We start from the raw sequence: 17262 nt of genomic DNA on the forward strand, positions 1-17262 counted from the left end.
TCCCGCCGCTTGGCAAGTCCCTCCGGGCAAGTATTTTCAAGGAGAAGAATCAGTCTCTTGGGCTTTACACGGAAAAGACCTTGTGTTATAATATTTACTAGCTAAGTATCGTCAGCTGTGATTTTATACGACAGAGCCCTGCCGGACAGGGCAGGAGTGAACTATAATGCGGCACAACAAAAGCTTCTTACGTTCAGGAGTCTGGGGAAACTGGCAGCTTCTCTGGCTTATATTGATCTTGGTGGTGGTGGCGGGTGTTGGACTGGCCAACAGCCAGCAGCTCCTGCTGGACAACGCCCGAACTCTGGGCTCTAACCTGGTAACCAGCTATTCCAACGATGAGGACAGCCAGCTCAGCGAGTACGACCGTATTCTCACCATGGCTATGTATTATCTGGAGGATATGGACCGGGAGGGCGTTGACGCCGACACCTTCCGGCAGTGGCTGGCGAACTATTTTGAAAAGAGCTCCGCCGTGCTCCACTCCAGCAGCCTGGATATTTACGGGGTGCTGAACGGGCAGCTCGTCTCCGCCAGCGGGCTTCGGGATGAGCACAGCGCCTATCAGGACCAGCCCTGGTATCAGCTGGCCCTGGAGGCGGAGGGCCGGGTCATCTTTACCGACGCCTACGCCAGCGGCGCCTACGGCGGCCAGCTGGTGGTCACGATAGCAATTTCCGCCGCCGGGAGCGACAACGCTGTCGCCTTTGACGTGCCGGTGGCCCACTTCCGTGCCGCACACACCGTTCAGGACCTGCCCGAGGGGGGCGCCTACTACGTTATGGACAGCCAGGGCACCCTGCTGTACTACAACATCCCCTTCCAGGCCACCGAGGAGGAGCTCCAGGTCTATACCAAAGACCTGTTCGACCGGATCAATCTGGGAGAGCTGGACGGGAAGCACAACGAAATCATCGGTATGCAGGGCCTGAAGCGGGGGCTTTACTATCAGCGGGCCATGAACGGCTGGCTCTGCATCCTCACCGTCCCCTATGACACCCTGCTCCAGGGTGTGCAGGACATCCTGATCTGGTACGGCCTGGGCCTGGGGCTGCTGCTGCTGGCGGCCTTCGGCATGTGGCTGCGTGACCGCAAGCTGAGCCGGGCGGCCCAGCGCACCGCCGAGACCGTTCAGGTATTGGGTAATATGTACTATGCCCTCTACCGGGTCAATGTGGTAAACGGCACCTATGAGATGACCAAGGGCTCCGACTTTATCAAAGAGTCGCTGTCAGGCCAGCAGGGCGACTATAACGAGCTGATGCAGGCCATCGTCTCCAGCCTGGACGAGTGGACCGGGACGGAGTTCGCCCAGAGCTTCTCTCTGGAAAATATCCGGTCTCTGGTGGATCAGAAGGTTGGGGACTTCGGCGGCGAGTTCCTGCGCCAGTTTGAGGACAATCAGCGCTGGATCAGCGTGCGCCTGCTCACCGACGCCGAGCAGATGCCCGATGAGGTGGTGCTCTGCTTCCGGGATGTGGAGGCGGAGAAGGAGGAGCAGCAACAGCAGGTCCGCCTGTTGAAGGGCGCGCTGTCCGCCGCGGAGCAGAGCGAGAAGTCTCAGAAGCAGTTCTTCTCCATCATGAGCCACGACATGCGCACGCCGCTGAACATTATCATCGGCATGACCAATCTGGCACTTCAGACGGGCTGCCCGCCGGAAAAGATTCAGGACTATCTGAACAAGATCGGCGCCTCCAGTCAGCAGCTGCTGGCCCTGATTAATGACCTTCTGGAGATCTCCCGCCTGGAGCAGGGCCATGTGTCCATGGAGATCAAGTCCTTTAACCTGCGGGAGGCCATGGAGACCTGGGCCTCCCCCTTCCAGACTCAGGCCCAGACCGGCGGAAAGGATTTCCAGCTGACCATCGACATCAAGGACGCTATCATCAAGGGCGACCCCGCCCGGCTGGGACAGATTATCAACAATCTGGTATCCAACGCCATGAAGTTCACCAAGCGGGGAGACCGGGTGGCACTGTCTCTGCGGCAGATGGATGAGGGCAGGCGCAACAACTATCTCTTCATTGTCTCAGATACTGGCGCGGGCATGTCTCAGGAGTTTCTGCCCAAGCTCTTCGACCCCTATGAGCGAGAGGTGCGCTTCGGCGCCAAGGCGGTGATGGGCACCGGCCTGGGGATGCCCATTGTCAAGAATCTGGTGGCCCGTATGGGCGGCCAGATCACGGTGAACAGCACGCTGGGCCAGGGCACCGTCTTTTCCGTCACCCTGCCCTTCGATGTGGGCGAGGAGCCCCAGCCTGTCCTGGAGGAGCCCGCGGAGCAGGTCCAGCTGGAGGGCCGGAGAATCCTGCTGGCCGAGGACAACTTCCTGAATATGGAGATCGCCACCGAGCTGCTCCAGATGCGGGGCGCCCAGGTGGTCCCGGCAGAGAACGGGCGGGAGGCGGTGGAGGCCTTCCAGCGGGAAAAGCCCTTCTTCTTCGATGCTGTATTGATGGATATGCAGATGCCGGAGATGGACGGCTGTCAGGCCACCGAGGCCATCCGGAGCCTGGACCGCCCGGACGCCCGGAGCACCCCCATCATCGCGCTGACTGCCAACGCCTTCGCGGAGGATATCAGCCGCACCGCCCAGGCCGGCATGGACGCCCATCTGGCCAAGCCCATCAACATCGAGCAGCTCTGCGCCACCCTGACCAAGCTGATGTCCAAACGGGCCCCCGCCCGAGACGAAATACCGACAAAAAGGAGTGAACCCTCTTGACCCCAAAGAACAATCAGCGGCATACCATTCTGGTCGCTGACGATTCGGAGATGAACCGCTCGATCCTTCGCTCTATGCTGGAGGAATCCTATGAAATCGTCGAAGCGGAGGACGGCCTTCAGGCGGTGGCCATTCTCCAGCAGATGGAGCAGGAGCTTTCCCTGGTACTGCTTGATATCGTTATGCCCAACATGGACGGCTTCGGCGTGCTGTCCGCCATGAACAAGTACGGCTGGATCGACAGCGTGCCCGTCATCATGATCTCGGCGGAAAGCACCCACACCTTTATCGAGCGGGCCTACGACATGGGGGTGACCGACTACATCAGCCGGCCCTTCGACATGATGGTGGTCCGCCGCCGTGTCATCAACACCATCATGCTCTACGCCAAGCAGCGCCGCCTCACCGCTATGGTCAACGAGCAGATCTATCAGAAGGAGAAGATCAACAACCTGATGATCTCCATCCTCAGCCACATTGTGGAGTTCCGCAACGAGGAGAGCGGCCTGCATGTCCTGCACATCCAGACCATGACGGAGATTCTGCTCAAAAGCCTGATGCGCAAAACCGACAAATACAATCTGGACCGGGAGACCATCAACCTTATCAGCAACGCCTCCACCCTCCACGACGTGGGCAAGATCTGCATCCCCAGCGAGATTCTCAACAAGCCGGGAAAATTCACCCCGGAGGAGTTCGCCGTGATGAAGAGCCACTCCCAGATGGGCGCAGATATGATGAAGGAGGTCCCCTTCCAGGAGGAGCCGCTGGTGAAATACGCCTATGAGATCTGCCGCTGGCACCACGAGCGCTACGACGGCCGGGGCTATCCGGACGGCCTGAAGGGGGAGGAGATTCCCATCTCCGCCCAGGTGGTCTCCCTGGCCGACGTATACGACGCCCTGACCAGCGAGCGGGTGTATAAGCCCGCTCACCCCCACGAGAAGGCGATGTCCATGATTCTCAACGGCGAGTGCGGCATCTTCCAGCCCCTGCTGCTGGAGTGCCTGGTGGAGAGCAGCGACCTGATACAACAGGAGATGGCGGTGGACACCGTTACCAAGGGCGACCAGCGGATCATGGAAAACACCGCGGCTGAGGTGGGCCAGTACGAGGAGATGTCCGCCACCGACCGGACCCTGCGCATGCTGGAGCACGAGCGGGCCAAATACCGCTTCTTTATCACGGTGGCCCAGGCCGTCCTCTTTGAGTACATAGCCAGCCCGTCCATGCTCACCCTCTCCCCCTCTGGGGCGAAGCGGCTGGAGGTGGCGGAGAGCACCCTGGACCCCTACCACAACGAGAAGCTGCTGGAGGTGATCGGCCAAGAGCAGCTGCTTGAGCTGGCGAAGCTGCTGCACTCCACCACCCCCGAGGCCCCCGTGGTGGAGTATAACTGCAGCGTCCGGCTGGACGGACACAGCCAGCCGGTCCACATCATCAGCCAGGCTATGTGGTCCATAGACGAAACGCCACAATACGTCGGCGCTATCGGGAAGATTACGCCGCTGGAGAAAAAGGAGGAAGCTCTTTGACTATTCAAGAATGCTACGCCGCCCTGGAGGGTAGCTATACGGAGGTGCTGGGCCGGCTTTACAGCGAGGCGCTGGTGAAAAAATTTGTGGTCAAGTTCCTGGCGGACCAGTCCTACCAGCTGCTGGAGAGCACCCTGAAGGCCGGAGACTATGAGGAGGCCTTCCGCGCCGCCCACACCCTGAAGGGAGTTACCCAGAATCTGAGCTTTACCAAGCTCTACCAGTCCAGCCATGAAATTACCGAGGCCCTGCGTACTAAGGAGTATGACCAGGCCGTCCAGCTGTTCCCTAAGCTGGAGGCGGACTATCTCCAGACCGCCGGCGCCATCCGGACCTTTCAGTCCGAGCAGGAGACGTAATCGAAAAATATTGTGTAAAAGCTCGTCCTCTTTGGAGGACGGGCTCTCTTTTTTGTTGAAATAGGGGAAAGTGTGTGGTAAAATAAGGCCGAACGATTTCGAAAAGGAGGTCCCGCCATGAGGACCCTTTCCGCCGCCGCGATTACCGACGCTGTTGCCCGGCTGTGTATCCGGGCCAACACCCTTCTGCCCGAGGACGTGGACCGGGCCCTGGAATGGGCCTGCCACACCGAGCCCTGGCCCCTGGCTCAGGAGACGCTGGAGCTGCTCCGGCGGAACCAGGACCGGGCCTGGGAGAGGAAGCTGCCCATCTGTCAGGACACGGGCATGGCCTGCGTCTTTGTGGAGCTGGGCCAGGAGGTCCACATCCAGGGCAATTTTGAGGAAGCTGTCCACGAGGGGGTCCGCCGGGGCTACGGGGAGGGCTATCTGCGCAAGTCCATCGTAGCCGACCCCCTGCGCCGGGTCAACACGGAGGACAACACCCCGGCCTCTATTACGGTACGGATTGTCCCCGGGGACCAGTGCGCCATTACTGTGGTTCCCAAGGGCTTCGGGTCGGAGAATATGAGCCGCCTCGCCATGCTCAAACCCGCCGACGGAGTGGAGGGCGTGAAGCGGTTCGTGGTGGAGACCGTCCGGCTGGCCGGGCCCAACCCCTGTCCGCCGGTGGTGCTGGGCATCGGCATCGGCGGCTCCTTCGACAAGGTGGCCGCCCTGGCCAAGCACGCCCTGCTCCGCCCCCTGGACGAGCCCAACCCAGACCCCTTCTATGAGAAGCTGGAGGACGAGCTGCTGGACGAGATCAACGCCCTGGGCATCGGTCCCCAGGGCTTCGGCGGCAGGACCACCTGCCTGGGGCTGGCTGTCGAGACCGCCCCCACCCACGTGGCCGGCCTGCCCGTGGCGGTGAACGTGAGCTGTCACGTCACCCGGAGGGCCACGGAGGTGCTGTGAGGGTTTGTTCCTTTTCTTTTGAAAAAGAAAAGGAACCGAAAAGAAAACTTCAGGCGCAAAACTTCGTTTTGCTTCCACGTTTCGAGCAGGAGGAGACAGAGATGGCTGGATATATGGTCTGCTGGCCCCAGGACCGATGGAAACAGGTCAAAAAGGCGGGGGACACCGGCCCCATCAAGGTGATTTACGGCAGTATCCATGCCCGGATGCCCACCATCGCATCCATTAAGGTGGGAGATGTGGTGTTTGTGGTCACCTACATGCAAAAGCACCTGTACGCAGTGGCCCGCCTGCCAGTTAACCGCCGGGAGGCCGCCTTTGACTACACCATGCGGGAGCTGGGAACCCATCACAGTGCGTTACCCCCGAAGGGGGTTGTGATGGAAATGCGATATGCCCAAGGAGGTACATTCTTCTCCTCCTGGGACTGCAAAAGCTACAACTGCCGGGAGGCGGTGCCCGAGGGTCTTACTGTCATCCCCCTGTCGGAGCAGATAGAGAAGCCCCATCTGGAGCACCAGAACCCCTTCAATTGCTGCTCCCAGTGGGCGGTGTGGGGGGAGGAGGGCTCCTCTATTGAGCCCCGGCAGCTCCCCGACGAGGTGCTGCCCGACCTGCGCTTCGGCTACCCAAAAAGCAAGGAGAAGCCATTGAAGTTTACACCCAACGGCAGTGTGCTGTCCAGCAGCCTCACCGCCACCCGGCGGATGAGCGAGGAGACCTTCGCGATTTTTGAGGCCCTGTTTTCGTAGGGGCCGACGACCTCGGCGGCCCGTTCTCACAGGTCTCTGCAAGAGCCCAAGACGGCGCGCCGGGTCGTCGCGCCCTACACCCGTATAACGGAGGGATTTTTATGCAATATAAGCTGACCACTCCCGTCATCCGGGATGAGCGAGGAGACCTTCGCAATTTTTGAGGGCCTGTTTTCGTAGGGGCCGACGACCTCGGCGGCCCGTTCTCACAGGTCTCTGCAAGAGTCCGAGACGGCGCGCCGGGTCGTCGCGCCCTACACCCGTATAACGGAGGGATTTTTATGCAATACAAGCTGACCACTCCCGTCACCCGGGAGGATCTGGCCCCCCTGAAGGCGGGGGACACGGTACTGTTGTCCGGGGCGGTGTACACCGCCCGGGACGCCGCCCACAAGCGGATGATGGAGCTGCTGGACCGGGGGGAGGCCCTGCCCTTTCCGGTAGAGGGCTCGGCGCTGTACTACGTGGGCCCCACCCCGGAGCGTCCGGGAGAGATCATTGGCTCCGCCGGCCCCACCACCAGCGGCCGGATGGACGCCTGCTCCCCCCGGCTGCTGGACCTGGGTCAGGCGGTGATGATCGGAAAAGGGGCCCGGAATCAGGCGGTCAAGGAGGCCGTGGTCCGCAACGGCGCGGTCTATCTGGCCGCGTTAGGGGGCGCGGGGGCTCTGATGGCAGCCAGCGTGAAGGAGCTGGAGGTCATCTGCTGGGAGGATCTGGGCTGTGAGGCGGTGCGGAGGCTGGAGGTGGCCGACATGCCCCTCACCGTCGTTCTGGACGCCCACGGAGGCGACCTCTATGAGAGCGGCCCGGCGGCCTGGCTGGCCAGCCAGTCATAAAAGAGGAAAAACGAAGTTTTTCCCAAAGTTTTTTCCTTTGGTTCTTTCCTTTTTTCAAAAAAGGAAAGAACACACAGAGGAGGGAAAACGGCATGAGTATCGGGTTAAGATTCACCGGAAAAATTGACGGCCCCCAGGCGCTGCTGGAGGCCGCGGAGGTCCTGGCCGAGGAGCGGAACTACCGTCTGAGTGCCGGGGAGAGCGGTCTCAAGGTGGTGATGTGCCCGCTGGGGGGCGAGCTGACCGTCCTCTGGCGGCCCGAGGGCGGAGAATCGGGCCCGTGGCAGGTGCGGGGCGGCTGCGTGTCCACCCCCGCCGGGGCCGGACTGCACCGGGCGGCGGTGGAGCTGCTGGACAGCCTGCCCATTCGAGCGCTGGCAGTGGAGGACGAGACAGGGTTCTTCCGCCACCGGAACTTTCAGCGCATGAAGGAGGAGCACTTCTACCCCTGGCTGCGGACTCTGGTGGACGTGTGCCGCCAGGAGAGCGGCAAGGGGGTGCTGGGCATGAGCCTGTGCTGGGACCTGGAGCAGTACGCCCCCGAGGACATCCCCGACACGGTGGTCACCCCCATGGGCCGCTTCCGCCTGTCTGAGCTGGTCAGCATGGTGGACCAGGGGGGCATTGAGCCCCTGGCCGGGCGGTTTTTCCTGTGGAACGGCCGGACCCAGGACGCCCGGTTCTACCGCAACCGGGCTATCAACGCCCTGTGGGAGAGGTGCTGCTTCGCCCCCTCATGCCGCAGCATTGAGGACGCCGCCGTCAACGGCTCCATTCTGGACGACCTGGAGCGCTCCGCCAAGCTGGACCCCGCCCTCCCCCTGCCCCGAGGGGCCTATGAGGAGGTCTGCGCCCTGGCGGAGCGTGAACCCGCCCTGCCGGCCGGCCCGGACCTGAAGGAGGAGTTCTCCCCCGGCTACCGCAAGGGCATGATTACCCACGCCTTGGGCGCTCTGCGCCTCACCCTCCCCGGCAGCTGCCTCTACCAGTGGGAGGCCTGGGAGAACGGCGGCGCCCACCTGTGGAGCGACGCCTCCTCCGACAGCCCTGTCTGGCGGGTCACCGGCTACCGGGTTCGGGAGGGGGAGGCCCGGTTCACCGACAATCTGGACAGGCTGAACGGCGTGGAGGGCCGGGAGCTGAAGGGGGGCGCCCTGCGCTGGGGCTGGCGGGAGGTCCGGGAGGACGGTGAACCCCTCTATCAGGCGGTGTGCGAGGTCATCGCCGGCCCCGCCCTGTACCTGCTCACCGCCGCCTGCACCGGCCCCGAGGGCCTGGGGCAGATCGCCCAGACCATCGGAGGCATTTCCATAGTGACCAACACCGCCCGCAGAGAGACGGTACAAACACAGAAGGAGTGATCGTCATGACCAATCAGAGCCAGGCGGCGGTGTCCGCCATGACGGAGTGGCTCGTCCACCCCCAGGAGTTGGGCAAGGCCCCGGCCAAGATCGAGGTCGCGGGGGAGTTCGACCTCCACGACTGCCATTACTACATCCTGAAATACAAAAAATCCCTGCTGGGCAAGTGGCTGGTGGGGGTGTGCGGCTTTGAGGACGGGGAGACCCTGGAGACCTGCGGCCACACCTTCAGCCAGATGGAGCCCTACGACCCCGCCAATGCCCGGGAGAAGTGCGAGGCCATGGTGGAGATGATCCGTCAGTACTGGATGGACCGGGCCAAGGAGGAGGCGGAGCGCCAGAGCTCTGCCGGACCCTTTGCCGGCTTTGTGCTGCTGTCCACCCCGGAGTGGGACCTGGAGGCCTTCAAGGCCCAGCTGAAAGCGGACTGGGGCATCGACTACCCGCCCGACGACGGGGAACAGGCCGCCTCCAACGACGGGAAAACCGTGGCGGTCTTTGATGTGGACGGCATGACGGCAGCCGCCTCCCTGATGGAGGCCCCCGTCCCCGACGGCGAGGCGGAGTACTGGGCCAACAGCAATTTTATGGACAGGGAAAACGCCCTTGCCGCCGCCCGGAACCACACGGCCCACGTGATGATCGCGGTGGTGGACAAGGAGCACCCGCCCAGAGAACGGGGGGAGCTGTATGTGAAGCTGGTGTCCACCCTCCTCAAGGCTCCCAACGCTTTGGGGGTGTATACTAACGGCACCGTCTGGCTTCCCGACTACTTCATCCAGGTGTCAGAGGATCTGAAGGAGGGCCACCTTCCCCTGCTGGACCTGGTGTTTGTAGGGCTGGTCCGATACGAAAAAGGGGTCTGCGGCTGGACCAACGGCCTGCGGGCCTTCGGCAAAGACGAGCTGGAGATTCGGGACAGCCAACAGTCCCCCCAGGATGTCCATGAGCTGCTGCTGAACGTCTCCGGCTACCTGATCGAGGGGGATGTCACCCTCCAGGACGGGGAGACCCTGGGCTACACCGCCGAGCAGAAGCTCCACATCACCCGCTCCGAGGGGGTCAACGTGGAGGGGATGTCCCTGAAAATCGGGTTCTGATAGAATAGGGTCTGTGTGTAGGGCGTGACCACTGGGCACGCCGCTTCAAGATACATCCCGGCGCGCCGAGGTCGTCGCGCCTTACATCAGCAAAGAAAGGATCTGCAACATGAACGACTTTTTGAACCAGCTGGAGCAGTGGAACGAGGAGGACAAATACCAGGAGATTATCGACGCCGTCGAGGCCCTCCCCCGGGAGAAGTGGGATTTCACTCTGACCAGCGCCCTGGCCCGGGCCTATAACAACCTGGCTATGGACCTGATGCCGCCGGAGGACCGGCCTCTGTACCAGCGGGCGCTGGAGCTGCTGCTGCCCCTGGAGGACCAGCTGGAGGAGGCGGCAAAACAGGACCCGGACGTGGCCCACACCTGGAACTTCCGGGTTGCCTACGCCCACTTCTACCTGGGCCAGGAGAGCCAGGCCCTGCCTTACTTCGAAAAGGCCCTGGAGGCCCGCCCCGGGGACGAGGACACCCTGGAGATGATCGACCGCTGTAACCGGAACCTGGCCCTGCCCCTGAATATGAAGCCCTTCCGGGGGCGGGCGGAGGAGGGCTGGAGCGCCTTCCTGGAAGGGGAGAAGGAGCTGCGGGCCCTGATGGATCAGGAGGACCGGGAAGCGGTGGGTGAAAAACTGGTGGCGCGGTGTACCGAGCTGCTCTCCCCCGCCTTCGCCGACGTGGCCTTTGAGCTGGGCCACAACGGGGAGAAATACGAGCTGATCCTGGTCCCCGAGGGGGACCGAACCCGGCTGTTCCAGCTGGCCTACTTCCAGAAGCGCGTCCCCAAAGAACTGCTGGACAAGTGGAATATCCTGGTGGGCCGCACCCGGAGCAGCGGCTTCGGCCTGCGGATGAACGGCCAGGACATCACCCCCGAGGACGTGCAGGTGTGGGCGGAGAAGACTCCGGACAACGGCCTGGGCCTGCGGCTGTACTGCGAAAAGCTGGCCCCCCTGTGGCGGGAGGACCAGAACCAGGTTTACAACATCATCTACATCCTGCTGGACCAGGCCCTGGGGGAGCTGGCCGCCATGCGGTATGTGGACTATCTGGACATTCTGGACGCCCCGGTGGAGGGGGAGGGCATCACCCTGGACCGGCTGGCGGATTTTGTGGCCACGGAGGTGGACCCGGAGGGATGGCCCCGGGCCAACGACCCGGAGCTGGCCGGAGAGCGGTACACCGCCTATGAGGGCAAGCCCTCCGAGAAGGAGGACTGGCCTCTGCGGGCCGACGTGTATGTGGGGGTGACCTGCTGCGTGCCCCTGCTCAAGGGCTATCTCCAGGGGGACGACTACTATATAGACCGCCTTCACCGGGACGGAGTGGTCCCCGGCTTTTTCTACTACCCCCTGGACGGAATCGACAAAAAGGACATTCTGGACCTGCGGGACCAGCTGGAGCAGGCCATCACAGCCCGGTGCGGCGAGGGGATTGTCACCTTCATCGGTGGGGCCACCGGCACCGAATTGGGCTACCTGGACTTTATCGCCTGGGATTTAAGGGTGCTGCTGGACGCCGCCGTGGAGGTCTTTGCGGGAGCACCGGTGCAGTGGGCAGCCTTCCACACCTTCCGCTTCAACGTGAGCGGCATCGGATTAAAGCAGGATAAGGAGGAATAACTGGTGGACGACTTATTGTCCCTTCTGGACAAGTGGAACCAGGAGGAAAGCTATCAGGAGATCATTGACTGCCTGGAGACCCTCTCCAACACCCAGGCCCTGGACTACACCCTCACCTGCCAGCTGGCCCGGGCCTACAACAACATCGCCGACCCGGACAAGGAGGACTGTCAGGCGCTGCTGAAAAAGGCGGAGGAGCTGCTGTATTCGGTGGAGCCGGAGGGGGCGGAGGACCCTCTGTGGCATTATCGCCTGGGCTACTCCCTGTTCTATCAGGACCGGGAGAAGGAGGCCCTGTCCCGCTTCAAGCGGGCCCTGGAGCTGGACCCGGAGGACAGAGACGCGGAATATTTCATCAAGGAGTGCGAGAAGTACATCGCTGCCAGGGAGTGCAACCCGGAGATGTATGAGCAGGAGGACTGGGACGCGGTGGAGGCCCATCTGGAGAAATACTTCGGCCACTGCGACAACGTGTTCCACGAGATCGTGTCCCCCGATATCCATGTGGACATCTACATCATGAGCCCCACCCCTGAGCGGAATTACTATGTCCTGTCCACCTTCGGCATGGGGGCCCACCGGATGAACGTGCCCGAGGAGCTGGCCGAAAAGAAGCTGGAGCGGGCGGAGATCATCGTCACCCTGCCCCCTGACTGGAAAGTGACCGAGTCGGGAGAGGAGTGGTACTGGCCCATCCGCTGGCTGAAAATCCTGGCCCGGCTGCCCATCCAGGAGGAGGGCTGGCTGGGCTGGGGCCACACCATCGCCAATCCGGACGACGCCCCATTTGCCGGCAACACCAGGCTGTGCGGTCTGATGCTCACCGGGCCCCAGGGCTTCGATGAGGAGGCGGTGTGCTGCCCTCTGCCCGGCGGGGACGAGGTCAACTTCTATCAGATGATCCCCCTCACCTTTGAGGAGATGCAGTTCAAGCTCTATCACAGCGCACAGGAGCTGCTGGAGCGCTTCACCCCGGAGCAGCTGGCAGTGGTGGACATCGGCCGCGGCAGCGTATGCGGCGACCTGCCCCAAAAGCAGTTCGCCATCCCCCGGGAGGCGCTGAAGCAGGTCTATGAGGGGGAGGGTCCCCAGGGCTGCATCGCCACTGACCGGATTGTGGTGGACGGGGCCCCTGTGGGCTACTGCTGGCGGGAGGAGCCCGACTCCGGCGACGAGGCCTGGGACAGCGGCTGGCGCTTCACCGCCGGGGACGAGAGCGACGGCTATATGGACGACTCTGACAGGTCGGGGGTCTACGCCCTGAACACCATCTGCAACTACGACCCGGACATCATCCCCCTGCTGGACTCCGAGCCCGGCACCGCCTGGAGCCGGGGTGAGGACGGGGTGTTCCGTCCGGAGCTGTACGAGGGGGAATAACCCCGCAGGGGCGGATTCTGTCCGGCCGCCTTCAACCGGCCGGGTTCGTAAAAACGGGCACACAATGTGCGCTCCTGCATACAGACCGTACAACCCCGGCAGTTTTTTGACTGCCGGGGTTGACATTTTCTTCCCTCTCCTGTATAATCCAAAACGTCTCAAATAAGACAGTTTGGAGGTGGCGCTCTTGCCCCTCACAGAGGAAGAGCTCGCTCTGCTGTCCGCCTGTCCCCTGTTTCAGGGGGTGGACAGGGAGCTGCTGCGCCGCCTGACCCGGGAGGCGGGCCAGGCCCGCTTCGAGGCCGGACAGGTGGTCTACAATCCCCAGCACTTCCGCCGCTGTCTCGGGGTGGTGCTGTCGGGCCGGCTCCAGGTGACCAAGGGGACGCTGGCGGTCAGCGTGCTCAGGCCGGGGGAGCTGTTCGGGGCTGCGGCGCTGTACAGCGACGAGCCGGAGTTCGCCGCCACCATCACCGCAATGGGCCCCAGCCGGTGCCTGATGCTGGAGCACGATCTGGTGGACCGTTTGCTGGCTGAACAGGGCCTGATTCGGGAAAACTATCTGCGTTACCTCACCGGGCGGGTCCGGTTTCTCTCCGGGCGGTTGCAGGCTCTGGCCCAGCCGGGGGTGGAGGGCAAGCTGGCCCGCTACCTGCTGGCCGGAGGCGCCGGGGAGCTCACCTGTCCCGCCACCCAGCTGTGCCAGCGGCTGGGAGTGAGCCGGGCCTCCCTCTACCGGGCCTTCGCCGCCCTGGAGGACAGCGGACTCATCACCCGGAAGGGCAAGACCATCACAATCGCCGACCCCACAGACCTGGAAATGGTGCTGTGAATGGCCTGTGACCAGACTTGCCCGTAGGGGGCGGCCTCTGCGCCGCCCCGCAGCCCCATTCTTTATTGACGGGGCGGCACAGAGGCCGCCCCCTACAGCCAAGGAAAGGAAGATTTTTATGAAACGCACCCTCTCTGTGTTCCTCACCGCCGCCCTGGCCCTGTCTCTGCTGGCGGGCTGCGGGCCCAAGGAGCCCGTGGACTCCGGTTCCTCCGCGCCCACATCCGTACAGCCCGGCTCTACCAGCTCCAGCCAGCCGGACGGCTCTGGCGACGCCTCCGGGGATACCAGCGCCGGAAACGGTCCTGTACCCAGGCTTATGGTTCTCTCCGGTCCCACAGGTGTGGGGGCGGCCAAGCTGATGGCCGACGGGGACGCCGGCACACCCGCCGCCACGGTGGAGGTGGTCACCGACAACGCCCAGGTCCAGGCCGCGCTGAACAACAAGGATGTGGACATCGCCGCCATCGCCACCAACGCCGCCGCGATGCTGTCCGCGAAAAACGAGGGGAGCATCCAGGTGCTGGCCATCAACACTCTGGGGGTGCTCTACATCCTGGAGAAGGGGGACACCGTCCACTCCATGGCCGACCTGGCGGGCAAGACCCTCTACGCCCCCTCCAACACCAAGGGGGCCAACCCGGAGCACATCCTGAACCACCTGCTGGAGGGGAACGGCGTAAACCCCGACGACGTGAGCATCGAGTGGCTCACCCCCCAGGAGATCACCGCCAAGATGACCTCCTCTGACGCCGGCATCTGCATGCTCCCCGTCCCCGCCGCCACCGCTCTGATGGTCCAGGACAGCGCCGTCCGGGAGGCGGTCTCCCTGTCCGACGCCTGGGAGGACCTGGAGGGCTCCCCCCTGCCCATGGGCTGCGTGGTGGCCCGCACCGCCTATATTGAGGAGAACCCCCAACAGGTGGAGGCCTTCCTGTCCGCCTACGAGAAGTCCATCGACTATATCAGCGACCCCGTCAACAGCGCCGACGCCTCCGCCCTGGTCGCCGAATACGGCATCGCCCCCAACGCCAAGGTGGCCGCAGCCGCCATCCCCCAGTGCTCCCTCACCTATGTCACCGGCCAGGAGATGAAGGACATGCTGGAAAGCTACTATGAGATTCTTTTCCAGGCCGAGCCCAAATCCATCGGCGGCGGCCTGCCCTACGACTCCTTCTACTATGGGGTCTCCTGACATCTCTCCCTCGCGGCTTCCTCTCCAAAGGGGAGGGGTCTGTTCCCAAATAGGGAAAAATCTGCTGTACGCCCTGCCGGCCCCCGCCTTTTGGCTGGGGGTCTGGCAGGTCTGCGCCTTTTTGGTGGACCGGCGTCTGGAGGGCAGGGGCAACGAGCTGCTGCTGCCCTACCCCGCCACCGTCTGGAGCGTTCTGACCGGCCTGGCGGGGACAGGGGAGTTCTGGGCGGCGGTCTGCTCCTCTCTGGGCCGCATCGCCCTGGGGCTGGTCTGCGGACTGGGTCTGGGCGCCCTGCTGGCCGTACTGACCTGCGCCTCCCGGTGGGCTGACCGCCTGCTCTCCCCCGCCATCCGGGTGGTCCGGGCCGCCCCGGTGGCCTCCTTTATCCTGCTGGTGCTGCTGTGGACAGGCCGGAACAACGTGCCGGCGGTCATTGCCGCCATGATGGTGGTCCCTGTGGTGTGGGATAATCTGTCCCGGGGCATTCAGGCGGTGGACAAAAAACTGCTGGAGCTGGGTCGGGCCTGCCGGTTCCCCCGGATCAAAATTGTCAATTTGATTTATCTGCCCTCCCTGCGGCCATACATCCTCACCGCCCTCACCACTGCTGCCGGACTGGCCTGGAAGTCTGGGGTGGCCGCCGAGGTGCTGTGCCTGCCGGAGCCCTCTCTGGGCCAGCGCATCTACTACACCAAGTACTACCTGGATATCCCGGAGCTCTTTGCCTGGACGGCGGTGACAGTGGCCCTCAGCCTGATTCTGGAGCGGCTGCTGCGCCTGGCTCTGGCCCGGTGGGGAAGGGGGTGGGCGGCGTGATTTTGTGCGAAGGTCTGACCGTCTCTTTTGGAGAAAGGGCCGTCCTGGACCGCTTCTCCCTTCAAATCCCGGACAGAGGGGTCACCGCCCTCAGCGGGCCCTCGGGGTGCGGCAAGACCACCCTACTCCGGGTCCTGGCCGGGCTGGAGCGGCCCTGTGGCGGGGCTGTGTACCTCTCCCCTCGGGAGACCGCCATCCTCTTTCAGGACGACCGCCTGCTCCCCTGGCGGACGGTGGAGCAGCACCTCACCGACGTGCTGCCCCGGGAGCGCTGGGGGGAGGTCCCCGCCCTGCTGGCCCTGGCTGAGCTGGAGGGAGAGGGGAAAACCATGCCCGCCGCGCTGTCCGGAGGGATGGGCCGGCGGCTGGCCCTGGCCCGATGCCTGGCCCTGGACGCGAAGCTCTATCTCCTGGATGAGCCCTTCGCCGGCGTGGACCTGCCCCGGGCCCTGCGGATTTTGGAGCGGCTGAGGGCCCTCCCTGCCCCCGTCCTGCTGGTCAGCCACGAGCCGGACATCCTCGCCCACGCCGATGCCGTTATAGAATTGGACGGCCCGCCGCTGGTCCGCATATCTCCGTAAGCCTTCCCCACGCAGGGGGGAAGGCTTAAAAACAACGCCCATACCTCGATGACAGGTCGAGGTATGGGCGTTATTTATTGCATGTATTCCTCCGCCAGCCGGACCTCTCCCGCCTTGAGGGAGGCGGGCACGTCGATGATCCGCTGGTTGGAGGAGCCCCGGAACCGAAGCCCCAAGTCCTTTCTCGCCAGGACGAAGGGGCCATCCACCAGCACGTCCAGCTTTTCCAGCAGCTCCCGGCTGTGCTCCCCCACCTTTCCGGCGGCCAGCTCCTCAAAGAGGTAGCCGGAGTAGCACCAGACGGTCTTTTGGGGCAGCTCCCTCCGGACCCGCTCCACCAGCTCCAGCACCGGCCCCTGGTTGGCCGGCTCGAAGGGCTCGCCTCCCAGCAGGGACAGCCCCCGGATGTGGTCCGGGGAGAGCAGGGTGAGGACTCTCTCCGCCTCCGCCGCCCCGAAGGGGGAGCCGTAGGCAAAATCCCAGGTCTCCGGGTTGAAGCACCCCTCGCAGCGGTGGGTACACCCAGAGACAAACAGCGACACCCGCACCCCGGGGCCGTTGGCCACGTCTACCTTTTTAATATCGGCGTAGTTCATGGGTCTATCTCCTGACTTTGAGTTTGGGACAGCGCTGCTTTATATCATGTATGAAGTTCTTTTTCTGCTCGTCAGTCAGACAGTCCTTGAAAATCAGCGTAAACTGCTGGCCCCTGGTCATAAGGGCAAAGCAGTGCCTGCTCTCTGACAGAAAAGCGATGTCGTCATAGCGAAGCAGGACGGAGCCGTCGGTCTCCAGATTGTGGACGACGAGACCGTCCACATTAAAAAAGCTCTCCATCCGAAAGGAGGCAGTTCCGGTCTGTTCGGTCAGGCGGGTGACAGCCAGCTTCCAGTACTTGCGGCGCAGAAGGGTGGGATAGCTGGCAAATACCGCCATGAAGAACAGGAAGAAACAGGAAAATATAACATTCTTTCCAACAAGGCTGAAAAGAAGGAACAGCAGAAAGCAGAGCACACAAAAGCCTCTGGTCAGCCAGCGATACCAGGAAGGGACATAAATTTTCGCGGTTTCCTTTATAGCGGCTTCATCCAGTGTTCCAGAGGTGCGGTACTGGTCCATTTTATACACCTCCTACAATATAGTTACGGTATAAGGCACGGCAGCCAGCCGTGTCTTTTGTCGTCTCAAAGCTGAAGCTGTAG

At 63.0% G+C, this 17262-nt stretch carries 16 protein-coding genes; 14 read left to right on the top strand and 2 right to left on the bottom strand.

Annotated elements, in window-relative coordinates; all coding sequences use genetic code 11:
* The first annotated feature begins 166 nt into the window (after positions 1-166).
* The 14 genes from D1641_RS11990 (at position 167) to D1641_RS12055 (ending at position 16060) form a co-directional block, all read left to right on the top strand.
* Positions 167-2728, top strand: a complete 2562-nt coding sequence (locus D1641_RS11990; protein ID WP_160665984.1) for a hybrid sensor histidine kinase/response regulator — start codon at positions 167-169, stop codon at positions 2726-2728.
* Positions 2725-4263 (top strand): HD domain-containing phosphohydrolase, encoded by a 1539-nt coding sequence (locus D1641_RS11995; RefSeq protein ID WP_243149371.1) that lies wholly within the window; start codon positions 2725-2727, stop codon positions 4261-4263. The genes D1641_RS11990 and D1641_RS11995 overlap by 4 nt, the downstream gene beginning before the upstream one ends.
* Positions 4260-4622 (top strand): Hpt domain-containing protein, encoded by a 363-nt coding sequence (locus D1641_RS12000; protein ID WP_160665986.1) that lies wholly within the window; start codon positions 4260-4262, stop codon positions 4620-4622. Before D1641_RS11995 ends, D1641_RS12000 begins: the two co-directional genes overlap by 4 nt.
* 117 nt (positions 4623-4739) lie before the next feature.
* Complete coding sequence (locus D1641_RS12005) at positions 4740-5579, top strand: fumarate hydratase (protein ID WP_160665988.1); 840 nt, start codon at positions 4740-4742, stop codon at positions 5577-5579.
* 101 nt (positions 5580-5680) lie between these two features.
* Complete coding sequence (locus tag D1641_RS12010) at positions 5681-6331, top strand: hypothetical protein (RefSeq protein WP_160665990.1); 651 nt, start codon at positions 5681-5683, stop codon at positions 6329-6331.
* A 281-nt stretch (positions 6332-6612) separates the two neighbouring features.
* Positions 6613-7170 (top strand): Fe-S-containing hydro-lyase, encoded by a 558-nt coding sequence (locus D1641_RS12015; protein WP_160665992.1) that lies wholly within the window; start codon positions 6613-6615, stop codon positions 7168-7170.
* Between the two features lie 92 nt (positions 7171-7262).
* Positions 7263-8531 (top strand): hypothetical protein, encoded by a 1269-nt coding sequence (locus D1641_RS12020; RefSeq protein ID WP_160665994.1) that lies wholly within the window; start codon positions 7263-7265, stop codon positions 8529-8531.
* Between the two features lie 5 nt (positions 8532-8536).
* Positions 8537-9631 (top strand): DUF4261 domain-containing protein, encoded by a 1095-nt coding sequence (locus D1641_RS12025; protein ID WP_160665996.1) that lies wholly within the window; start codon positions 8537-8539, stop codon positions 9629-9631.
* A gap of 109 nt (positions 9632-9740) precedes the next feature.
* Entirely contained in the window at positions 9741-11255 is a 1515-nt protein-coding gene (locus D1641_RS12030; RefSeq protein WP_160665998.1) for a tetratricopeptide repeat protein, read from the top strand.
* A 3-nt stretch (positions 11256-11258) separates the two neighbouring features.
* Positions 11259-12635: a DUF2185 domain-containing protein gene (locus tag D1641_RS12035; protein ID WP_160666000.1), complete on the top strand. Its 1377-nt coding sequence runs from the start codon at positions 11259-11261 to the stop codon at positions 12633-12635.
* Positions 12636-12822: 187 nt separating this feature from the next.
* Positions 12823-13467 (top strand): Crp/Fnr family transcriptional regulator, encoded by a 645-nt coding sequence (locus tag D1641_RS12040; protein ID WP_160666002.1) that lies wholly within the window; start codon positions 12823-12825, stop codon positions 13465-13467.
* A gap of 118 nt (positions 13468-13585) precedes the next feature.
* Entirely contained in the window at positions 13586-14662 is a 1077-nt protein-coding gene (locus D1641_RS12045) for an MqnA/MqnD/SBP family protein (protein WP_160666004.1), read from the top strand.
* A gap of 124 nt (positions 14663-14786) precedes the next feature.
* Positions 14787-15479: an ABC transporter permease subunit gene (locus D1641_RS12050; RefSeq protein ID WP_347707430.1), complete on the top strand. Its 693-nt coding sequence runs from the start codon at positions 14787-14789 to the stop codon at positions 15477-15479.
* Entirely contained in the window at positions 15476-16060 is a 585-nt protein-coding gene (locus tag D1641_RS12055; protein WP_160666008.1) for an ATP-binding cassette domain-containing protein, read from the top strand. The genes D1641_RS12050 and D1641_RS12055 overlap by 4 nt, the downstream gene beginning before the upstream one ends.
* Positions 16061-16134: 74 nt before the next feature.
* On the opposite strand, the gene nrdG is transcribed toward D1641_RS12055, so the two are convergent.
* Positions 16135-16656 (bottom strand): anaerobic ribonucleoside-triphosphate reductase activating protein, encoded by a 522-nt coding sequence (nrdG, locus tag D1641_RS12060; RefSeq protein WP_160666010.1) that lies wholly within the window; start codon positions 16654-16656, stop codon positions 16135-16137.
* Between the two features lie 4 nt (positions 16657-16660).
* The gene (locus D1641_RS12065) at positions 16661-17179 is read right to left on the bottom strand and encodes a YcxB family protein (protein ID WP_160666012.1); all 519 of its coding nucleotides are present in this window, start codon (positions 17177-17179) and stop codon (positions 16661-16663) included.
* Positions 17180-17262: the final 83 nt, after the last annotated feature.

It is taken from the genome of Colidextribacter sp. OB.20 (genome assembly GCF_009911595.1).
GTDB lineage: Bacteria > Bacillota > Clostridia > Oscillospirales > Oscillospiraceae > Lawsonibacter.